Origin of the sequence: Chitinophaga sp. YIM B06452, assembly GCF_039655965.1 — a bacterium.
Lineage (GTDB): Bacteria > Bacteroidota > Bacteroidia > Chitinophagales > Chitinophagaceae > Chitinophaga.
Map to the genome: position 1 here is coordinate 1,007,580 of NZ_JAWLKY010000002.1, position 19,221 is coordinate 1,026,800.

The window sequence follows — 19,221 nt, forward strand, 5'->3', positions numbered from 1 at the left end:
GAAGTATACAAGAAACCCCAGATCAATGAAAGTAAAACTGACAAGCTTTTGGGAAAACGATCTTAGCTTATATAACTCCTTCAGAAAGAATTACAACGCCGGGGAGCCCACATGGAAAGACATGAAATTAGTGCATGAGAACGATTATGATGTATTGGTTATTCTCACGGCACCGCACCCCGGCACGGAGTATATCGATCCGGGAAAATCAATTACCCTATTGACGGAGCCCTGCGATTCAGTTTTGGTGCCCCACGGGATTGTGCCTGCTACGCCGATGAATTTGCCATTGCCATTTTTTCAGGATTTTATGGAAAAAGACAGAACAATGCTGATGCAGACAGGGCTGACGAAAACAGAACTGCTTTCAAGCATTACGAGTGAAAAACGACAGCTAATCGGGCAAGTGGCGCGGAGGCAGTTTATCTCTTTTCTTGATAAAGCCATTGACGAAGGGTTGGACTTGTGGGGCAAGCCCTACGAGCAGGATTATTTTGGCACATTAAGATCTTACAGGGGGCCGCTGAAGAACAAGTTTGATGGCCTGTGGCTTCATGCCTATCACTTTGCGTGTGAAAATTCCTTCTTAAAAGAATATTACACTGAAAAAATTGCAGACCCGATTTTAGCCGAATGTTTATGTTTCTATGACGGCTGCTTGAATCTGGAAGAGTATGTAGACGAACGTGCGTTTATACGGGTGAATGTTTTTGATCCGGTTGCGTCCATTGAAAAAATAGTGACCGCCATTCAGATGAATGAGCATTCGGCAAGGGCGAAGTATATCATAGCGCAGAAAAAACGGCTACTCACGCATCTCAATCCGATGAATGTAATATGGATGGCAGTGACCGGCAAGGATGTTATGAAAGAGTGCAAACTTTGAAAAGCACTCTTCGGGGCAATTCAGAAAAAAACAAAGGCTGCAGATTTGCAGCCTTTGTAAGTACCTGATAATCATTTGTGCGGAGGAGGAGATTCGAACTCCCAAGCCCTTTCAGGCACTACCACCTCAAAGTAGCGCGTCTACCAATTTCGCCACCTCCGCGTTGATTGTGGGTTGCAAAAATAAAGCCTTTTTGATAATAAGCAAATAAATTTATTTCCGGAGCAGGATCCTGAACGTCGTGCCCTTGTTCATCTCGCTCCATTTCACCGTCAGCCGGCCCTTATGGTAGTCCTGGATAATGCGCTTGGCCAGCGACAGCCCCAGCCCCCAGCCCCTTTTTTTGGTGCTGAAACCGGGGTTAAATACCTTGTCCTGCAGGCTTTTGGGAATGCCCTTGCCGGTGTCGGTCACATCTATCGTGATATAAGTGGAATGATTTTCGATCACGACGGTAATGTCTCCCTTCCCTTCCATTGCGTCCAGCGCGTTTTTCAGCAGGTTTTCCACCACCCAGTCGAACAGCGCCGGGGAGATCATGGCCGTTACTTCCTGCTCTGCCGTTTGCAGCGTGAAACGCACCTTCTGGGGCGCCCGCTTGCGGATGTAAGCCACCATATTCGCCACCTGCTCCACCACATTGTGCTCTTCCAGCACCGGCACGCTGCCTATTTTGGAGAAACGTTCGCTGATCAGTTTCAGCCGGTCCACATCCTTACCCAGTTCCGTAGCAATGGCTACGCTTTCTTCTTTGTCTTTCAGTATTTCCAGCCAGGCTTCCATAGACGACAGCGGGGTGCCCAGCTGGTGTGCCGTTTCCTTCGCCATACCCACCCACACCAGGTTCTGCGTAGCCCTGTTGGTAGATGACAGCGCGAACAGCACGATTCCGATGAACAAAGCCACCACCATCAGCTGGATATACGGGTAATACCGCACCTGTTTCAGGATGAGGGAATCGCCGTAATAGATGTAATAATTCGTCTTGGCGTCTATCGCCATAATAAAGGGCGGATGCTGTTTTTTGAACGCAGCAAGCTGGCGGCTGAAATAGGCGGTGTCGTTCGCCAGCTTTACGGAATCCATATTCCGGGTGTCGAGGATATTGCCGTGATCGTTAGTAAGGATAAGCGGGATGGTCGTATTGGTGGTAACAATCACCGAAGCCAGGTTGATATTGGCGTCTGGCGAAGCCTGCAGCACCTCGCGGTTGGCTTCCACCCAGGTGGCGACATTTTTGGTTTCTTCGTGCTGTATCTTTTCGGACAGGTTGTTGACAAACCAGATAGTGGCCACAATAATGACCACTGCCACCGCCACCAATGTAAACTTCCAGCCTATATACTGTTTAAACATCTTTTGTTTATAAAATCACAGCCATAGCGACTGTTAACAATGAACTAATTTAGTAATATTTGGAGGCTTTGTTGCATATTTGCAACGCTAAATTATTACGTCACGGATTAAACGGAACTCTTTTGACTGTATTGCCCTCGGTAGCGGTAGTGATTCTAAACTGGAACGGAAAAGCCTTTCTCGAACGCTTTCTCCCTTCCGTATGCGCTTCCCGGTACGATGGCAACCTGGAGATCTGGCTGGCGGATAATGCTTCTTCGGACGACAGCGTGGCTTTTGTTGCCGCGGCTTTCCCACAGGTGAAAATTATCAGGAATCCCACCAACAGCGGCTTTGCAGGCGGCTACAACGAAGCGTTGCAGCATGTGAAAGCGGATATTTACGTGCTGCTCAACCAGGATGTGGAAGTGGAGCCGGACTGGATCACCCCGGTGATAGCGCAAATGCAGGCTGATGCGCAGATCGCGGCCTGCCAACCAAAGCTCCGGGCCTACCACGACCGCGAAAGCTTCGAATATGCAGGCGCAGCCGGCGGCTGGATGGACATCCTGGGCTATACTTTCTGCCGCGGGCGCATACTCTACACCACCGAAACAGATAAAGGGCAATACGACAACCCGCAGGATATTTTCTGGGCAACAGGCGCGGCCCTGTTCATCCGTTCTTCCTGCTTTTGGGAAGTAGGCGGTTTTGATCCTTACTTTTTTGCGCATATGGAAGAAGTGGACCTCTGCTGGCGCCTGCAGCGTGCCGGTCACAGGATCAGCATCTGTCCTTCGGCAACCGTGTACCATGTGGGCGGGGGCAGCCTGCCGCAGGGCAATCCCCGCAAGCTGTACCTCAACTTCCGGAACAACCTCATCATGCTCTATAAAAACCTTCACCCGGGCGAGCAGTGGATCATACTTTCCCAGCGGCATGTGCTGGACCTGATGGCGGCGGTGAAAAGCCTGGTATCAGGCAAACCCAGGGATATGGCGGCCATTTTCCGCGCCTACCGCGACTATTACCGCTGGCGCAGGAAAGAAGGGAAAACAGCCGCTGTGAATTTCCCCCGCAAACGGCTTTACGACCTGCAGGGCGTATTCCACGGGATCATGATCTGGCGGTATTATTTCCTCAACAAACGTACCTTTTCCACCCTCTGGCATCCGAAGAAGAAATAAGGTTCATATTTGGACTTTGAAAATTTCCTTTGTAAGTTTGCAGGGCGAAAAAAATCTATATGGACCAGCATACTGTAGAAAATACGAATGATTTTACCCGCGACTGGGTGTCTTCCTCCCGTTTCCTGTTTTATTTGCAACTCGCCTGCATCTTGGCTCTCCTGGTGGGCGGAAGCTATGCCCTGTTTGGGCACCGTTATAAAGGGAAACCTAAAGTAGCAGTACCGGAAAGTTCCCTGTACGAACCTAAATACAAATAATAACAGACCACGATATTCTGAAAAAGCTGCGCACCCGCAGCTTTTTTTGTGCCCGGTAGTTTCCGCGATTATATTAGGTATTATTCTAATTGTAGCAGAAGATGCAACGCTTTAGTAAGGTTTCAGTAGGGCTTTAGTAAGGCTTTAGTAGGGATACCGTAAGGGAACCGTAGCAAATCAATTTAGAGAAATTTATCTATGTGATAATGCAAACAAAAAAAGCCCGGTTGAATCAACCAGGCTTTTGTGTTTTTGAGCGGAAGACCGGGCTCGAACCGGCCACCCCGACCTTGGCAAGGTCGTGCTCTACCAAATGAGCTACTTCCGCGCTTCCCGTTTTGGGATTGCAAAAATAGGAAACTGTTTGAAATCAGCAAATAATATTTCCGATTCCTTCAAAAAAATTGCGTTGCACAATACTGCTGCGGGTAATGTTGTTAAAATTAAATTTTATCATTGCAGTGCATTAACGACCATTCCACTACTATCTCATGAAAAGATTTGTGCTCTACGGCACGCTGTGCCTGGCCGCCTGCGGACCCCGCAAACAGCCGTCACAGCAGCAGCCCGCAACACAGCCGCAAACCATATCCAGGCCGGAAAACTTCGGGGCAGACGTTGCATTCCTGAAAGAACATACGGAAACCATCGTATTGACGGACAGCACCAGCAAATCCGCCATCGCCATCGCACCCGCATGGCAGGGCCGCGTGATGACCAGTACTACGGAAGGCGACAAAGGCCGCAGCCTCGGCTGGATCAATCATGAACTGATCGCGGACGGCAAGCCGCAGCCGCACATCAATGCCTTTGGCGGGGAAGACCGCTTCTGGCTGGGCCCTGAAGGCAGCCAGAACAGCTTTTATTTCGCGCCGGGCGATACGTTCGACCTTGCGCACTGGCAGGTGCCCGCGGCGATAGATACAGAACCTTTCCAGGTAACGGCCCGCACCAAAGCCAGCGTTTCCTTCGGGCGCAGCATGCAGTTGCCCAATTACAAAGGCCACCAGTTCAATATCAAAGTGAACCGCACCGTTACCCTCATTGCCCGCCGCGACCTGCGCAATTACCTGGGCACAGACCTTCACCGCAGCGTGCACGCCGTCGGATTCCATTCCGCCAACAGCATTACCAACGCCGGCCAGCAGAAGTGGGACACGGCTTACGGCATGCCTTCCATCTGGATACTCGGCATGTTTCCCGCAGCGGAGAAAAATACGGTGATGATACCGATTCGTACGGGTGGTACCGTTAATGATGATTATTTCGGGAAAGTGCCGGAAGAAAGATTAAAGAAGGAACAAAACATCGTGTATTTCCGGGCAGACGCCAATCACCGCAGCAAGATCGGCCTGCGGCAGGAAGCCTGCTACAACGTGCTCGGCAGCTACGACGCCGCCAATAAGATATTGACGGTGGTACAGTTCACCATGCCCACCGCTCCCCACAAATACGTAAACTCCGCCTGGGGCATACAAAGCAAACCCTTCGCGGGCGACATGGTAAACGCCTACAACGACGGCCCGCCGGGCGAAGGAAAACCGCAGCTGGGGCGGTTCTACGAGCTGGAAAGCTCCTCTCCCGCCGCCGGCCTCAAACCGGGCGGCAAGCTGGAACACTATCACCGCACCATCCATTTGCAGGGCAGCGAAAGGCACCTCGATCCTGTCGTGAAAAAATTATTTGGGGTCAGCCTGAAGGACGTGGAAAAAGCATTCCGGTAGTTTACAGCGCTTTCACTTCAAGGTTGTAGATGTCTTTAAGGCGCAGCAGGCACAGGTCCAGGCTGGCTTTGGGGATGCCTATTTCCATGGCGCAGAACAGCTGGATGTCCTGGGTGAGCACTGTGCAGTTGTTCTGCTTCACCACCATCATCACATCGTTCAGGATCGTGTAGTCGAACACGAGCTGGTAACGCGCTTCCACGTTCTTTTGCACGGCGGGAATAAGCTGGAGCACCAGTGCGCAGGACATTTTATACGCGTTGATCAAACCCGGCACACCGAGCAGCGTTCCGCCGAAATAACGGACCACCACCACCAGCACGTCTGTCAGCTGCTTGCTGTCTATCTGCCCCAGGATGGGCTTCCCGGCTGAACCGGAAGGCTCCCCGTCATCTACCGCGCGGTATTGCAGCCCGTCTGTTCCCAAACGGTAAGCGTAACAATGATGCGTGGCTTTGGGATGCTCTTTTTTAACTTCCTGGAGGCATTCTTTCACCTGCTCGGGCGTTTTGACGGGGTAGGCAAACGCGAGGAACTTGCTTCCCCTGTCTTTGAATTCCGCTACTGCCTTTTTTTCGATCGTATAATAAACTTCCATTTTCCTGTTTTACGCCGTTTCCCGGCCATATACCACTACCTGGTCACCTCCGGCTTCCAGTTTTTCCAGCACGGCCACATCGCCCGTGTATGGCGCCCTGAGGCCATTGCCAAGCGGCTGCTGCCCGGTGATCACCCGCATTTCGTCCCAAATGCCGTTGTTGATGAACTGCTGCAGCAGGTTTGCGCCTCCCTCCACGATCACGCTTTGTACGGACGCTGCATGCAGTATTGCCATCACCTGCGGCACCAGTTCCTGCTCCCGGTCCACTTCGCGGCCGGTGATGAAGATGGTATGCACGGAACCATCATGCAGGTGAAAATGAGGCGGTATTTTCTCTTCCAGGTCCAGCACAATGCGGATGGGGCTTTTACCCGGCCAGAGCCGCGTACTGAGCCTGGGATTGTCTTTCAGCGCCGTTTGCGTGCCCACCATGATGCCGGCTTCACGGCTGCGCCACTGGTGCACCAGCCTGTCTGCATAAGGCCCTGAAATACGCACCGGCGCGCCGGTTACGCCTGCAATGAAGCCGTCCGGGCTTTGCGCCCATTTCAGGATCACGTAGGGCCGCTGCTGTTCATGGAAAGTGAAAAACCGCCGGTTCACCGCCCTGCATTCTTTCTCCAGTATGCCGGTACTTACTTTCACGCCCGCTTCGGCCAGCCTTTTGATGCCGCGCCCGGCTACTTTGGAGAAGCTGTCCACACAGCCGATCACCACCTCCGGGATGTTCCTGGCAACGATAAGATCCGCGCAGGGCGGGGTTTTGCCATGATGCGAGCAGGGCTCCAGGCTCACGTACATGGTGGATCGGGGGATCAGCTCCTGGAACTCGGGCTCCACGCTGTTGATGCAGTTCACTTCAGCATGGGCTTCGCCATACACGCGGTGAAACCCTTCGCCGATGATGCGGCCTTCATGCACCAGCACCGCGCCCACCATCGGGTTGGGCGCTACCAGGCCTTCCCCGTTGAGGGACAAGCTGATACATCGCTGCATAAAAATTTCGTGAAGATTGCTGTGCATGATTGCGGCTGAAAATATATGTTTGCAAAAATATCGTTTCAGCGGGGATTTTCCCGCTGATCATCTGAATATCATGACGATTCAATCTGCATTTGCCGGCCTTACGGCTGCCATCAGGCACCTGTACGACGCCCGCGAAGCCGCAAATATCGGGCACCTGCTGATGGAGCATATCACCGGCCTGGGCAAGCTGGACCGGGTGGTGCATAAAGACAGCGACCTGACCCCGGCGCAGGAAGACCTCTATCAACAATCCCTCACCGCCCTGCTGGCCCAGAAACCCATTCAGCACATTACCGGCAAAAGCTGGTTCTACGGGCTGGAACTGCTCGTCAACGACCAGGTGCTTATTCCCCGGCCCGAAACCGAAGAACTGGTGGAATGGATCCTCAAAGACCATCCCTCGCAACCCGCCTGGCGCCTGCTGGACGTTGGCACCGGCAGCGGATGCATTCCCATCGCGATCAAAAAACACTGGCCCGCGGCAGACGTATGGGCAATGGACGTAAGCACTACCGCCATCGCGCTGGCCACGCGCAACGCCAGCCTGCAGCATACGCCCATCCGCTTTGTACTGCAGGATGTGCTCGGCGCCGACGCTGAACAGGTGCTGCCCTCCCTCAACATCATCATCAGCAACCCGCCCTACATCCCCGAAAAGGAACGCAGCGAAATGCAGCCGCTGGTAACGGCTTTCGAGCCTTCCATTGCGCTGTTTGTGCCAGACAGGGACCCGCTGCTGTTCTACCGCCGCATTGCACAGCTTGCTAAAGTAAGGCTGGAGAACGGCGGGAAGCTGTATTTCGAGATACATGAATCGTTTGGCCCCGACGTGGCAAGCCTGCTGGAAAAAGAAGGATTTGCAGATGTGCAGCTCCGGCAGGATATGTTCGGGAAAGACCGGATGGTAAGGGCGGTAAAAAAATAATCCCGGCGTTATACCGGGACTATTCAGTTATTTCAGGGCACCAGGCCGCTTGTATCTTATTTCGCCGGCGGCGCATTCTGCGGGTTGGCGGTGCCCAGCACCGTTTTGGCCCCCAGCTCCCTCGCGATCTGCATGACGCCCACTACCATGCCGATAGGCACCGTCTCTTCCGCATTGATCACGATCGTAGGATCCACTTCGCCCTGCGGGATCTTGGTAGCCAATACCTGGCGCAGGCTTGCGAAGTCCACTTTATTCGTTCCCACGTAATACTGCTGCCCCGCGTCGATGCTCACCACTACAGTCTGCTTTGCTTTGGTATTGCTTTTAGCCTTCGGCAACATCAGCTTGATAACGTTGGGATTGGCCAGGGAAGACACGATCAGGAAGAACAGGAGCAGGATGAACAGGATGTCGTTCAACGCGCCGCTGTGCAGTTCCGCAGTCCCTTTTTTATTCCTCCGCAAATTCATATTTGAACAGGTTTCTGTTTGAAAGTTTATTTGGATGGTTCCAGCAGCACGTCTATGAATTCAGAAGAAGCGCCTTCCATCTTATTGATCACCTTGTCTATCTGCGCCTGCAGGAAGCTGTAGCCGATATAGGCCACCAGGCCGATAATGAGGCCCGCGGCGGAGGTCACCATTTTTACATAGATGCCGCCTGCGATCGTGCTGAGGGTGATGTCTGAGGTTTGAGAGATGTTGAAGAAGGTCTGGATCATACCGGCGATCGTGCCAAGGAAACCGAACATCGGCGCAATACCCGCGATGATGGCGAGTATCACGAGGTTCTTTTCCATCTTGTAGATCTCCAGCTTGCCTACGTTCTCCATGGATTTCTCAATGGCGTCCGTCGGTTTGCCGATGCGCTGTATGCCTTTGTCGATCATGCGCGCAATAGGCCCTGCGGTGTTCTTGGAAAGGGAACGCGCCGCGCTGATGTTGCCTGAAGTGATATGATCCCTCACCATCGGCATAAAATTATTTTCCAGCTTACCTGCCCGTGAAATGGTAAGATACCTTTCCACGAACACGTATACGGCTATCACGGAAAGTATACCCAGCGGGATCATGAGGGGGCCGCCCTTCACGATCATATCCCAGAGCTTGATCTCCTGGGGCGCTGCGGCAGCCGCATTGAGGCCCGCGGCCACTGTATCCGCTTTTGGCAGCAAAAGCGAGTCCTGCAAAACTGTAACGAGTCCTAGCAACATGTATTGAATTTTAACCTTGCAAATGTATATACCTGAAAGTATAACAAGGGTTTAAAGTAATAATAAAAACGGATTTGCCCCTGAAAATATTATCAGCTGCGCTCTTCCCAAACCTGTACGAGATGGATGATCGTATCCACCGCCTTCTGCATATCCTGGGTGCTTACATACTCATGCTTGCTGTGCAGCGCCATTTCGCCGGTGAAAATATTCGGGCAGGGCAGGCCCATAAACGAAAGCCTGCTGCCGTCCGTACCGCCCCTGATGCTCATTTTCAGGGGTTTAATACCTGCACGCTTGATCGCTTCCTCCGCGTTGGCCACCACCTGCGGATACTTATCCAGCACTTCTTTCATGTTGCGGTATTGCTCCGTCACCTTAAACTCGCCTTTTGCGCCGGGGTGCTTCGCCACTTCGGTTTCCATGATCTTGCGGAGAAAAAACTCATGCCCTTCCAGCTCCGCGGTGGTAAAGTCGCGGATGATGAAATCGATCTCCGCTTTTTCCGTGATACCTTCTATGCGCACGGGGTGAATGAAACCCTGGCGGTCTTCGGTGGTTTCGGGCGACAGGATGTCTTTCGGCAAGGCATGCAGGATGTCTGCCGCGATCTTCACTGCGCTCACCAGTTTGTCTTTCGCCGCACCGGGATGCACGCTTACGCCATGGATGGTGATCTTCACGCCGTCTGCGGAAAATGTTTCATCTTCCAGCGAACCCAGCTCGCCGCCGTCCATCGTGTAGCCAAACTGTGCGCCCAGCTGCTCCATGTTCACATGCTCCACGCCGCGGCCCACTTCTTCATCCGGCGTAAAAAGTATCCTGATCTTTCCATGTTTCACTTCGGGATGCTGCACCAGGTACTGTGCCGCATCCATGATCTCCGCCACACCGGCTTTGTTATCCGCGCCCAGCAGCGTAGTGCCGCTGGCGGTGATAATGTCGTCGCCGGTCTTCCCGGCGAGGTAAGGATGTTCTTTGACGGAGATCACCTGCGTGGGATCGTCCGGCAGGATGATATCCTTTCCATCGTATGCTTTGTGCACGATCGGCTTTACGCCCGCGCCGCTGCAATCGGGCGCAGTGTCCATGTGTGCGCAGAGGCAGATCACGGGTACATCTTTGTCTGTAGTGGCGGGAATAGTGGCGTACACGTAGCCGTATTCATCCGTCAATACATCGGAAAGGCCGATCTGCTGCAATTCCTGTACCAATAACCGGGAGAGGTCTTTTTGTTTGGCGCTGGAGGGGAAGGTCCTGCTTAAAGGGTCCGCCTGCGTATCGATCTGCACATAGCGCAGGAAACGCGCTGTTACGGAGTATGCGTAGTTCTTATCCATGGGTATAAAAAGTAAAAGTAAAAAGCAGGACGGGGCCCGCTTTTTACTTTCAGTATTTTAGTGAACAGAATATTGGTTACACGATTTCCACCAGCTCGATATCGAAGATCAGCGCTTCGCCTGCCAGGGGATGGTTGGCGTCGAGGGTGATGAATTCAGAACCGATGGCCGCCACTTTCACGGGGAACACCTGGCCCTGGGGATTGCTCATCTGCAGCTCCATACCCACGGTAGGGTTCAGGTCTGCCGGGATATTCGCTTTGGGGAATTCCATGATCAACTCGTCGCTTTTGGGGCCGTATGCTTCTTCCACGGGAATGTTCAGCGTTCTTTTGTCTCCCGGTTTCATATCCAGCACGCCGTTATCGAACCCTTTGATCACCATTCCTGCGCCTACCTTGAACTCCAGCGGGTCTCTGCCTTCTGAAGAATCAAAAGTGTTACCATTCTGTAACCGGCCGTGATAGTGAACCCTAACGGTGTCTCCGGACTTAACTTGTTGCATATAAAATGTTTAAAATAAGATAATAGACAGTGAAGGTACTGATTTTGTTTTTGATTTCTGGAACAGCCGCGTTATTTTGTTGCATCCAACACTGTTTCAACATGAAATTCCTTGCCTGCATATTACTGCTAACCAGCTGTTTAACCGCATTTTCGCAGGATCCTCCCGTTGTTACCGCCGCACAGCGCACCGAAGCCTACCTGCCGCTGCTGGAGGGCAAACGCGTAGGCATGCTCGTGAACCAGACCTCCGTGATCAATGACAGCACTCACCTGGTGGATTCCCTGCTGAAAAGAGGTATAAAGATCGTGAAGATATTCAGCCCTGAGCACGGCTTCCGCGGCCAGGCGGATGCAGGCGAAAAAGTAGGGAACAGCACCGATGAAAAGACCGGCATCCCGATCGTTTCGCTTTATGGCAAACACCGCAAAGCCGATAAAGCGGACCTGGCGGATGTAGACATCCTTGTTTTTGATGTGCAGGACGTGGGTGTGCGCTTCTACACTTACATCTCCACGCTGGAAGAACTGATGGAATCCGCCGCAGAGAACGGCAAACCGCTGGTAGTGCTCGACCGGCCGAATCCCAACGGCTTTGTGGTAGATGGCCCCGTGCTGGACACTGCTTTCCGTTCATTCGTCGGCATGCAGCCCATTCCCATTATGCACGGCATGACGGTGGGCGAATACGCGAAGATGCTGAACGGGGAAGGCTGGCTGGATAACAAGGCCCAGTGCGACCTCACGGTGATCACCTGCCTCCATTACCACCGCAGCAGACCATTGGGGTATGAGATCAAGATCCCCCCATCGCCGAACCTTCGCACGATGAACGCGATCCTTCTCTACCCCGGCATGTGCCTGTTCGAAGGCACGGCCATCAGCCTGGGACGCGGTACAGACAAGCCTTTCGAGATATACGGCCATCCTTCTTTTCCTAAAACCCTTCCTTATTCCTTCACGCCGCGCAGCATGCCCGGCGCCAAAAAGCCGGTATTGATGGATTCCCTTTGTTATGGATACGATCATTCGCACTGGCGGGGATGGCTAGTAGGCGGCGTGAACCTGTCCTACCTTATCAACGCATACAAAATGTTTCCCGGCAAGGATAAATTCTTCAATGCATTTTTCAACAAACTGGCCGGGAATGCGGTTTTGCAGGAACAGATCAAACAGGGTACAGATGCGGAAAAGATCTACAAAAGCTGGGAGCCCGGCATTAAGGCATTTAAGAAAATACGGAAGAAGTATCTACTCTATAAGGACATATAAAATACCTTTGCACCCATGAGGATCATTTTTATGGGCACGCCCGAATTTGCGGTGGCCTCCCTGGATGCGCTGGTACAGCATGGATACGATGTGGCCGCAGTGGTCACAGCGCCTGATAAGCCCGCCGGCAGAGGCTTGCAGCTTCAGCAGAGCGCGGTGAAACAATACGCCGTGGAAAAGAACATTCCCGTATTGCAGCCGGAAAAACTGAAGAACCCTGCTTTCCTGGAAGAACTGAGATCGTATAACGCGGACCTCCAGGTGGTAGTAGCATTCCGCATGCTGCCGGAACTGGTGTGGAACATGCCGCGCCTGGGCACGGTGAACGTGCATGCGTCCCTCCTGCCGCAATACCGCGGTGCCGCACCTATCAACTGGGCCGTGATCAACGGGGAAAAGGAATCCGGCGTTACCACTTTCAGGCTGCAGCACGAGATCGATACCGGCAATATCCTCTATTCTTCCAAAGTGCCCATCCGCGAAGACGAAACCGCGGGCGAACTGTATGATACGCTGATGAAAGAAGGCGCGAAAGTGCTGATCCAAACAGTGGCGTCCCTGGAAAAGGGCGACATCACCGGTACTGTGCAAAACAATATCCCGCCGGAAGAATTAAAACATGCGCCCAAAATATTCAAAGAAACCTGCCGCATCAACTGGGAAGCGCCGGTAGAAAGCATCTACAACCTCATCCGCGGCCTCAGTCCCTACCCCACCGCATTCACAGTACTACAGGATAAAACGCTCAAGATATTCAAAGCGGAAAAAGAGATCGCGCAGCATTCGCATGCTCCCGGCTCTGTACATACAGATCAGAAGACCTACCTGAAATTCGCCGCGCCAGGCGGTTATATCAATGTGACGGACATCCAGCTGGAAGGGAAGAAGAGAATGGGCGTGGTAGAGTTCCTGCGGGGATTCAGGTTCTGATTTAAGCCAACATTGACCAGCAAAACTCGTCACTGCACGAAAAGCCCGTCATCGCGAGGAGCTTCAGAGGACGCTATGCAACAGGAAGCGCGACGAAGCAATCTCCTTCTGGTATTGGGCAGTCCCCGTTCAGTGAAGGAGATTACTTCGTCGCCCCACCCGCTTTGGCTCTGCTGCTTCTCGCAATGACGGTTTAAAGCAATAAAAAAGTCCCGGTTGAACCGGGACTTTTTTATTTAGATATCTTTTTATGTCATTATTTCTCATCATAGCTCAACTCACAATAAAACCTGGATTCACTGATCCCCAGCGCATCCTGTGCGGCGTCGCTGAGTTTGATGATCAGGTTGGCGTTGGCTTTGAGCTGGGGAATGGCATCCAGCACTTTGGCGTAGATGGAACGGCCGGTGAGCGGGTTGGTCACTTTTACGATAGTGCCGCGCGGTGCGGTATTGTGCAAAGCGTAATATTTTCCTGAACCGATCACGGCATTGCTTTTGAACCAGCTGCCGGGGCCTTTCTCCCCTACTGCGTTGCGGCCGTTGTTGGTCTGTTGCAGGTATTGCTGCTCAAAACCACCATCGGGTATGGAAGGCGTTCTGCCAATGCTGGTGCTTACCGGTGTTTCTTTTTCAACAGGCACTGCCTCTGTATCTGCGGCTGGCTTGGTTTCCGGGGCGGCGGACTGCGATTTGGCAACCGGCTTGGTTTCCGGCTCTGCGGCCTGCACAGGTTTTGTTTCAGGCGCAGCTGATTGGGATTTGGCTACAGGCTTGGTTTCCGGTGCGGCGGACTGCGGTTTCGGCGTGGGTTTGGTTTCCGGCGCGGGCGGCAGTGATTTGGGCACTGCGGCTACATCGCCCGCGGGAGGCGTTGCTGCGGGCAGCACTACAGACTGGCCATTGCCTTTTACATATCCAACGATCAGGTATGCGTCTTTCTGCACACCGTCGCCGGAGAAGCGGTTCCATTCGCGCACATTGTCCAGCGGCACTTTGCCGTATTTCATGTGGATCCTGTACAGGGTCTCTTTTTCAAGCACGCGGTGGTATACCGGTCTTGCGCCGGAACCGGCGTTTTTCTCCTGCACAAAATTATTTTTATTCAGCGGTATCGTGATCTGCTTGCCGAGGCTCAGGCCCTGGTCCATCTGCATCTTGTTCTTCGCTGCAATGTCTTTCGGACTAAGGCCGTACGCACGGCCCAGGCTGTACCAGGTCTCCCCTTTCTTCACGGAATGCGTCAAATACAGATCGGGTGAACTGCCCTGTACAATCAGCGTATCCTGCGCGGCTACCCTTATTGTACCGGTCATCAAAACACCTATCAAAACTGACTTTAACATAATTTCTAATACTTTAAGGGAACGAATATATATGTTTAATATGAATTTTCATTTATTATCGAACGGCAAAAAACTGAATTTGTTGCAGCCCGCCAAGCGTTGCCGGCACTATTTCTTCACATGTTTATAAGTCGGGCAGGCCGGCTTTCAGGATGCGCATTTCTTTCGGGTAGTAATTGTTGACACGGTTCGGCAGGATCTTCGCCCAGCCCAGGTTCCTCCCTTTGAAACGCATGAGGTTCCAGCCTTTTGCGGCATTCTCCAGCACCAGCTCTTCTTTGCGAAGATAACGCAAAGCCTGGTCCAGCGAAAGTTCCAGGGAAGGCAAATTACCCGCGATGCAGGTGCTGAGTGCCAGCTGGTGGTCGGGCACCAGTTCGCGGGGCGTGAGCTGGCCTGCTTTTACGCCTGCTTTCCGGATGTACAATTGTTTTTGCAGCAGCGGTATCTCTTTTGCCAGCGGCGCAGTGAGCACGATCGCTTCCCCGTTATGCGCCATCAGCGCCATTTCCGGCGCATCCTGCAACCAGGGCTGCACCAGTTCCGCTTCTTTCCGCGGCAGGCTGCTGAAGCCGGCTTTGATCTTCGGCGGCGCGGCGGGCGTTCCCGGTTTGCGGAAGCAGGCGATGAAAAAACCTTCGCCCTTCACCTGGTCTGGATAAAAACGGTAACCCAGTGCTTTATGTTGCGCGGAAGCGGTTTCCACGATATGCCATTCGGGCCGCAGCTGTAGGGGGATATTTTCCATCCCGAAATTTTCTGCCAGCCAATCCATGATCTGCTCGTCTTCTTCCACGGAATAGGAACAGGTGGAATAAATGAGCATGCCGCCAGGTTGCAGGGCGGGCAGCGCGTCCGCCAGGATCCTTTGCTGGCGCTGGCTGCAGAGGATCACGTTATCGCGGCTCCATTCTTCCACTGCTTCAGGATCGCGGCGGAAGAGGCCTGAGCCGGAGCAGGGCGCGTCTACCACCATGAGGTCGAAATACCCGGGGAGGCGCTGGAAGTCGCGGGGATCGTTGTTCGTTACCACCACATTCGCCGCGCCCCAGCGGGTGATATTGTCCGCCAGCAGGGCCGCGCGGGTCTTGATCACTTCATTGGCAACCAGTACGCTGTCCGGGTGAAGCGCGCCTTGTATGAGCGTGCTTTTGCCGCCGGGCGCGGCGCAGAGGTCGAGCGCTTTGATAGGAACGCCGGTATCGGTGGTTTGCCGGATGGCTTCTTCCAGGAACATGGACGATGCCTCCTGCACGTAATAGGCGCCGGCATGGAAAAGCGGGTCGAATGTGAAAGAAGGGCGGCTGGAAAGATAATAGCCGCTGCGGGTCCAGGGAACGGGCGAGGTTTCCAGTTGCGGGAACACGGCGCTGATGTCCGTTATTTTCTGCGTTTGCAGCCTGATGGAGGTAACGCGCTCAGGCGACTGATGCACCTGTATGAACGATTCTTCCCGGAAACCGGGAAGGCCTTGTAAACTATCGGTTAGAGCCCTGGGTAACGCTGACAATTCCTGTTTTTCCGCAAAGATAGCGGAAAAAGCCCGTCAGAGCGCTTTCACTTCAGCCACCAGCTGCTGCAGCACCGATTTGGCGTCGCCGAAAAGCATGGAGGTCTTAGGCTGGAAGAAAAGCTCGTTCTCAATGCCCGCGTATCCCGGTTTCATACTGCGTTTGTTTACGATCACCATTTTTGCCAGCTCCACTTCCAGGATAGGCATGCCGTAGATAGGACTGGAAGGATCGTTCTTCGCGGCAGGATTCACCACATCATTTGCACCCAATACCAGCACGGCATCCGTGTTAGGCAAAGCGGCGTTGGCCTGTTCCATTTCTTCCAGCTTTTCGTAAGGCACATCTGCTTCAGCCAGCAATACGTTCATATGCCCCGGCATGCGGCCGGCAACGGGATGGATGGCATAATTCACTTCCACGCCGCGCTCTTCCAGCAGCTTTTCCAGCTCATGGCATACGTGCTGCGCCTGCGCTACCGCGAGGCCGTAACCCGGCACGATCATCACTTTGCTGGCATAACGCAATACCACGGCCGCATCGGAAATGCTGATCTCCTTGTAATTGCCCTGTTCCTTCGCCGTGCCGCCCCCTGTAGCAGTAGCCCCGAAAGAGCCGATCAGCACGTTCTTCAGCGAACGGTTCATGGCCTTGCACATGAGGATGGTGAGGATGGTGCCCGCGGAACCTACGAGGATGCCGCCGGTGAGCATCACGGGGTTATTGTACAGGAAACCGCCGCAGGCAGCGGCTACGCCGGTGAAAGAGTTCAGCAAAGAGATCACCACCGGCATGTCTGCCCCGCCGATGGGCATTACGAACAGGACGCCGTATGCGATGGATAATACAAGAATGATATAGAAACCTGCGCTCAGACCCGCCAATGAGCCACCTGAATTGAGGTGGATGGAAGAATTATTGATCTCAAGATTAAAAGACACATCGTCAGTACTGGCCTGGTGCGCGGATACCATCAACCACACCATCAGGATAACGGTAACGCCCAGCACCAGCAGGTTCACGATATGCTGGCCTTTGAACGCAAAGTCTTTGATCTTCCCGTTCAGCTTGCCCCACGCGATCACGCTGCCCGCAAAGGATACGCTGCCGATAATAAGCCCGAGCAATATTACGAGCAATTTGCCGGTCACATTTGTAAACGCATCAAATTCCGCGCCGGCCATCAGTGCTTTAAAACCGGCTACCACATTCACTTCCGCGCCGCCATGCACCAGGTGATCAAACTCCACGATAGAGATCAGCATGGCGCAGGCGCCGCCCATGCCGTTGAACATGCTCACCATTTCCGGCATGGCCGTCATTTTTACTTTCTTCGCCGCTAGCACGCCGATCACTGAGCCGATCAGCAGCCCCCCGAATATCCAGCCGTAATTTCCCAGTTTCTCCCCGTTTTCCTCGTACAGGAAAATCGTTCCCACGATGGCAATGAACATACCGCCCGCCGCGATCAGGTTGCCTTTCCGCGCAGACGCAGGATTGCTGAGCATTTTCAGGCCAATGATAAAGGTAACAGAGCCGATCAGGTAAGCGATGGACAAAATGGAAGGCCAGATCCCGGTGGTAGTTGAATCCATATGATTATTTCTTCTTTTTAAACATTTCCAGCATACGGTCCGTTACCACGAACCCGCCTACTACATTCAGCGTTCCCAGGATCACTGCCAGGAAACCAAGGATCAGCGCCAGGTAGTTGTCCGATTCCGCTTTTCCCATCACGATGATGGCACCGATGATCACCACGCCGTGTATCGCATTGGCGCCGCTCATCAGCGGGGTATGCAGCACGGAAGGCACCCGGCCGATCACTTCGATCCCCAGGAAAATGGACAGTATGACGATATACACCATCTCGATGTGCAGTTGTAAAAAATCCAATACTGCGGTCATATTCACATATTTAATTAGTTGAAGATCTATACAGCGGCGGGTTGCAGCTGTTTCACCCGTTCATTCACGATCCCGCCGTTATGCACGATGCAGGTGCCCTTTACCAAGTCGTCCTCAAAATTCAGGTGCAGCCCTCCTTCCTTGGTAAGGATCAGCTTCAGGAAATTCAGCACGTTGCGGGCGTAGAGCTTGCTGGCATCCGCAGGCGCAGTGCCTGCCAGGTCTGAATTACCAATGATGGTAACGCCATTGTGCACCACGGAGGCTGCGTCTTTCGTGAGTTCCGTATTCCCCCCGGTGGCAGCCGCCAGGTCTATGATCACGGAGCCTGCGCGCATGGCTTCCAGCATGGCTTTGGTAATGAGTATGGGCGCGGGTTTGCCGGGGATCTGCGCGGTGGTGATCACGATATCCGCCTTCGCCGCGCTTTCCGCGATCTTCGCCGTTTGTTTCGCCTGGTAATCGGCGGACTGCTCCACGGCGTAACCGCCTGCTTTGGAGGCATCCGCGGCGCCTTCCACTTCCACGAACTTCGCGCCGAGGCTCATGACTTCCTCTTTCACGGCAGGCCGCGTGTCGAACACCTCTACCACGGCGCCCAGCCTGCGGGCGGTGGCAATGGCCTGCAGGCCCGCCACCCCGGCGCCTAAAATGAGCACTTTAGCAGGAGGAATGCTGCCGGCGGCAGTCATGAACATCGGGAAATAACGGCTATAGGTATACGCGGCAAGCAGCACCGCCTTATACCCCGCGATGTTGGCCTGCGAACTGAGCACGTCCATGCTCTGGGCGCGGGTGGTGCGGGGAATGGTATCAAGGCTGAAAACGGTGAATTGCTTATCTGCCCATTGTTGCATGAGGGCGGGGTTATACAGGGGTTGATAAACGCCCATCCATATCTTCCCGGCCGGTACCTGCTCCCAATCCTGCTGGGATGGCTGGCGGAGCGACAGCAGCAGGTCCGCCTTCTGCAGCAGCTCGCCGCGGGGTTTGATGAGCGCTCCTGCTTCCATAAACATAGCGTCCGTGTAAAAAGCGCCAAGGCCCGCCCCTTCCTCCACCCATACTTCCACGTGCTGCTGCACCAACTGTTTCACTACTTCCGGAACGAGCGATACCCTGTTCTCTCCTGTTTTTTCTTTCAATACGGCCAGGATCATCGGTTTGGATTTTGCTCATGAAATTTAAAGAAAAAAGCGGACAATCACTTCGCCGCGCATAAAAAAAGCCTGCGCTGATGGTGCATCACAG

At 53.5% G+C, this 19,221-nt stretch carries 19 protein-coding genes and 2 tRNA genes; 7 read left to right on the top strand and 14 right to left on the bottom strand.

All coding sequences use genetic code 11. From position 1 onward, the window contains the following. The first annotated feature begins 25 nt into the window (after positions 1 to 25). Positions 26 to 886, top strand: coding sequence for a glycosyltransferase family 10 (locus tag R3I13_RS13820; RefSeq protein WP_346318552.1), 861 nt, complete (start codon positions 26 to 28; stop codon positions 884 to 886). 78 nt (positions 887 to 964) lie between these two features. Here the strand turns inward: R3I13_RS13820 and R3I13_RS13825 are convergent. Continuing rightward, positions 965 to 1,048, bottom strand: a tRNA-Leu gene (locus R3I13_RS13825). A 51-nt stretch (positions 1,049 to 1,099) separates the two neighbouring features. Beyond that, positions 1,100 to 2,242 carry a HAMP domain-containing sensor histidine kinase gene (locus R3I13_RS13830; RefSeq protein ID WP_346318553.1) on the bottom strand — a complete coding sequence of 381 codons (1,143 nt, stop codon included), beginning with the start codon at positions 2,240 to 2,242 and terminating at the stop codon, positions 1,100 to 1,102. Between the two features lie 122 nt (positions 2,243 to 2,364). Between R3I13_RS13830 and R3I13_RS13835 the strand changes: the two genes are divergently transcribed. Together R3I13_RS13835 and R3I13_RS13840 are read left to right on the top strand one after the other, a co-directional pair. After that, positions 2,365 to 3,408 (top strand): glycosyltransferase family 2 protein, encoded by a 1,044-nt coding sequence (locus tag R3I13_RS13835; protein ID WP_346318554.1) that lies wholly within the window; start codon positions 2,365 to 2,367, stop codon positions 3,406 to 3,408. A gap of 59 nt (positions 3,409 to 3,467) precedes the next feature. Further along, positions 3,468 to 3,668 carry a hypothetical protein gene (locus R3I13_RS13840; protein ID WP_346318555.1) on the top strand — a complete coding sequence of 67 codons (201 nt, stop codon included), beginning with the start codon at positions 3,468 to 3,470 and terminating at the stop codon, positions 3,666 to 3,668. A gap of 255 nt (positions 3,669 to 3,923) precedes the next feature. Here R3I13_RS13840 and R3I13_RS13845 read toward each other — a convergent pair. Next, positions 3,924 to 3,996: transfer RNA gene (locus R3I13_RS13845), tRNA-Gly, on the bottom strand. Positions 3,997 to 4,159: 163 nt separating this feature from the next. On the opposite strand from R3I13_RS13845, the gene R3I13_RS13850 reads away from it, so the two are divergent. Next, a complete protein-coding gene (locus R3I13_RS13850; protein WP_346318556.1) occupies positions 4,160 to 5,392 on the top strand; it encodes a DUF6786 family protein in 1,233 nt (410 codons plus the stop codon). Position 5,393: 1 nt separating this feature from the next. On the opposite strand, the gene R3I13_RS13855 is transcribed toward R3I13_RS13850, so the two are convergent. Beyond that, on the bottom strand, positions 5,394 to 5,990 hold the full coding sequence (locus R3I13_RS13855) for a YigZ family protein (RefSeq protein ID WP_346318557.1): 597 nt from the start codon (positions 5,988 to 5,990) through the stop codon (positions 5,394 to 5,396). 9 nt (positions 5,991 to 5,999) lie between these two features. Beyond that, complete coding sequence (gene ribD, locus R3I13_RS13860; protein WP_346318558.1) at positions 6,000 to 7,016, bottom strand: bifunctional diaminohydroxyphosphoribosylaminopyrimidine deaminase/5-amino-6-(5-phosphoribosylamino)uracil reductase RibD; 1,017 nt, start codon at positions 7,014 to 7,016, stop codon at positions 6,000 to 6,002. 73 nt (positions 7,017 to 7,089) lie between these two features. On the opposite strand from ribD, the gene prmC reads away from it, so the two are divergent. Further along, a complete protein-coding gene (gene prmC / locus R3I13_RS13865; protein ID WP_346318559.1) occupies positions 7,090 to 7,944 on the top strand; it encodes a peptide chain release factor N(5)-glutamine methyltransferase in 855 nt (284 codons plus the stop codon). Between the two features lie 56 nt (positions 7,945 to 8,000). On the opposite strand, the gene R3I13_RS13870 is transcribed toward prmC, so the two are convergent. The 4 genes from R3I13_RS13870 to R3I13_RS13885 form a co-directional block, all read right to left on the bottom strand. Further along, positions 8,001 to 8,417: a biopolymer transporter ExbD gene (locus tag R3I13_RS13870; protein ID WP_346318560.1), complete on the bottom strand. Its 417-nt coding sequence runs from the start codon at positions 8,415 to 8,417 to the stop codon at positions 8,001 to 8,003. Between the two features lie 26 nt (positions 8,418 to 8,443). Continuing rightward, positions 8,444 to 9,160: a MotA/TolQ/ExbB proton channel family protein gene (locus tag R3I13_RS13875; RefSeq protein WP_346318561.1), complete on the bottom strand. Its 717-nt coding sequence runs from the start codon at positions 9,158 to 9,160 to the stop codon at positions 8,444 to 8,446. A gap of 92 nt (positions 9,161 to 9,252) precedes the next feature. Continuing rightward, positions 9,253 to 10,500, bottom strand: a complete 1,248-nt coding sequence (gene pepT / locus R3I13_RS13880) for a peptidase T (protein WP_346318562.1) — start codon at positions 10,498 to 10,500, stop codon at positions 9,253 to 9,255. Positions 10,501 to 10,576: 76 nt separating this feature from the next. Further along, positions 10,577 to 11,005: a peptidylprolyl isomerase gene (locus R3I13_RS13885; RefSeq protein WP_346318563.1), complete on the bottom strand. Its 429-nt coding sequence runs from the start codon at positions 11,003 to 11,005 to the stop codon at positions 10,577 to 10,579. A gap of 101 nt (positions 11,006 to 11,106) precedes the next feature. On the opposite strand from R3I13_RS13885, the gene R3I13_RS13890 reads away from it, so the two are divergent. Together R3I13_RS13890 and fmt are read left to right on the top strand one after the other, a co-directional pair. Then, the gene (locus tag R3I13_RS13890; RefSeq protein WP_346318564.1) at positions 11,107 to 12,276 is read left to right on the top strand and encodes a DUF1343 domain-containing protein; all 1,170 of its coding nucleotides are present in this window, start codon (positions 11,107 to 11,109) and stop codon (positions 12,274 to 12,276) included. Positions 12,277 to 12,291: 15 nt separating this feature from the next. Beyond that, positions 12,292 to 13,206: a methionyl-tRNA formyltransferase gene (gene fmt / locus R3I13_RS13895; RefSeq protein ID WP_346318565.1), complete on the top strand. Its 915-nt coding sequence runs from the start codon at positions 12,292 to 12,294 to the stop codon at positions 13,204 to 13,206. Positions 13,207 to 13,462: 256 nt separating this feature from the next. On the opposite strand, the gene R3I13_RS13900 is transcribed toward fmt, so the two are convergent. From R3I13_RS13900 to R3I13_RS13920, 5 genes are all read right to left on the bottom strand, one after another. Further along, positions 13,463 to 14,521, bottom strand: coding sequence for a LysM peptidoglycan-binding domain-containing protein (locus R3I13_RS13900; RefSeq protein WP_346318566.1), 1,059 nt, complete (start codon positions 14,519 to 14,521; stop codon positions 13,463 to 13,465). A gap of 154 nt (positions 14,522 to 14,675) precedes the next feature. Next, positions 14,676 to 16,061, bottom strand: coding sequence for an RNA methyltransferase (locus tag R3I13_RS13905; protein WP_346318567.1), 1,386 nt, complete (start codon positions 16,059 to 16,061; stop codon positions 14,676 to 14,678). Between the two features lie 36 nt (positions 16,062 to 16,097). Beyond that, entirely contained in the window at positions 16,098 to 17,657 is a 1,560-nt protein-coding gene (locus R3I13_RS13910; protein WP_346318568.1) for an NAD(P)(+) transhydrogenase (Re/Si-specific) subunit beta, read from the bottom strand. Between the two features lie 4 nt (positions 17,658 to 17,661). Further along, positions 17,662 to 17,970 carry an NAD(P) transhydrogenase subunit alpha gene (locus R3I13_RS13915; protein WP_120519310.1) on the bottom strand — a complete coding sequence of 103 codons (309 nt, stop codon included), beginning with the start codon at positions 17,968 to 17,970 and terminating at the stop codon, positions 17,662 to 17,664. Positions 17,971 to 17,996: 26 nt separating this feature from the next. After that, the gene (locus tag R3I13_RS13920; RefSeq protein WP_346318569.1) at positions 17,997 to 19,130 is read right to left on the bottom strand and encodes a Re/Si-specific NAD(P)(+) transhydrogenase subunit alpha; all 1,134 of its coding nucleotides are present in this window, start codon (positions 19,128 to 19,130) and stop codon (positions 17,997 to 17,999) included. Between the last annotated feature and the right edge of the window lie 91 nt (positions 19,131 to 19,221).

What these genes read in the sequence shown, in the direction of transcription:
- R3I13_RS13840 (WP_346318555.1), top strand. Translation starts at nt 3,468, where the DNA reads ATGGACCAGCATACTGTAGAAAATACGAATGATTTTACCCGCGACTGG.
- R3I13_RS13875 (WP_346318561.1), bottom strand. Translation starts at nt 9,160, where the DNA reads ATGTTGCTAGGACTCGTTACAGTTTTGCAGGACTCGCTTTTGCTGCCA.
- R3I13_RS13820 (WP_346318552.1), top strand. Translation starts at nt 26, where the DNA reads ATGAAAGTAAAACTGACAAGCTTTTGGGAAAACGATCTTAGCTTATAT.
- R3I13_RS13920 (WP_346318569.1), bottom strand. Translation starts at nt 19,130, where the DNA reads ATGATCCTGGCCGTATTGAAAGAAAAAACAGGAGAGAACAGGGTATCG.
- prmC (WP_346318559.1), top strand. Translation starts at nt 7,090, where the DNA reads ATGACGATTCAATCTGCATTTGCCGGCCTTACGGCTGCCATCAGGCAC.
- R3I13_RS13855 (WP_346318557.1), bottom strand. Translation starts at nt 5,990, where the DNA reads ATGGAAGTTTATTATACGATCGAAAAAAAGGCAGTAGCGGAATTCAAA.
- R3I13_RS13850 (WP_346318556.1), top strand. Translation starts at nt 4,160, where the DNA reads ATGAAAAGATTTGTGCTCTACGGCACGCTGTGCCTGGCCGCCTGCGGA.
- R3I13_RS13900 (WP_346318566.1), bottom strand. Translation starts at nt 14,521, where the DNA reads ATGACCGGTACAATAAGGGTAGCCGCGCAGGATACGCTGATTGTACAG.
- ribD (WP_346318558.1), bottom strand. Translation starts at nt 7,016, where the DNA reads ATGCACAGCAATCTTCACGAAATTTTTATGCAGCGATGTATCAGCTTG.
- R3I13_RS13915 (WP_120519310.1), bottom strand. Translation starts at nt 17,970, where the DNA reads ATGACCGCAGTATTGGATTTTTTACAACTGCACATCGAGATGGTGTAT.
- pepT (WP_346318562.1), bottom strand. Translation starts at nt 10,500, where the DNA reads ATGGATAAGAACTACGCATACTCCGTAACAGCGCGTTTCCTGCGCTAT.
- R3I13_RS13830 (WP_346318553.1), bottom strand. Translation starts at nt 2,242, where the DNA reads ATGTTTAAACAGTATATAGGCTGGAAGTTTACATTGGTGGCGGTGGCA.
- fmt (WP_346318565.1), top strand. Translation starts at nt 12,292, where the DNA reads ATGAGGATCATTTTTATGGGCACGCCCGAATTTGCGGTGGCCTCCCTG.
- R3I13_RS13890 (WP_346318564.1), top strand. Translation starts at nt 11,107, where the DNA reads ATGAAATTCCTTGCCTGCATATTACTGCTAACCAGCTGTTTAACCGCA.
- R3I13_RS13885 (WP_346318563.1), bottom strand. Translation starts at nt 11,005, where the DNA reads ATGCAACAAGTTAAGTCCGGAGACACCGTTAGGGTTCACTATCACGGC.
- R3I13_RS13910 (WP_346318568.1), bottom strand. Translation starts at nt 17,657, where the DNA reads ATGGATTCAACTACCACCGGGATCTGGCCTTCCATTTTGTCCATCGCT.
- R3I13_RS13870 (WP_346318560.1), bottom strand. Translation starts at nt 8,417, where the DNA reads ATGAATTTGCGGAGGAATAAAAAAGGGACTGCGGAACTGCACAGCGGC.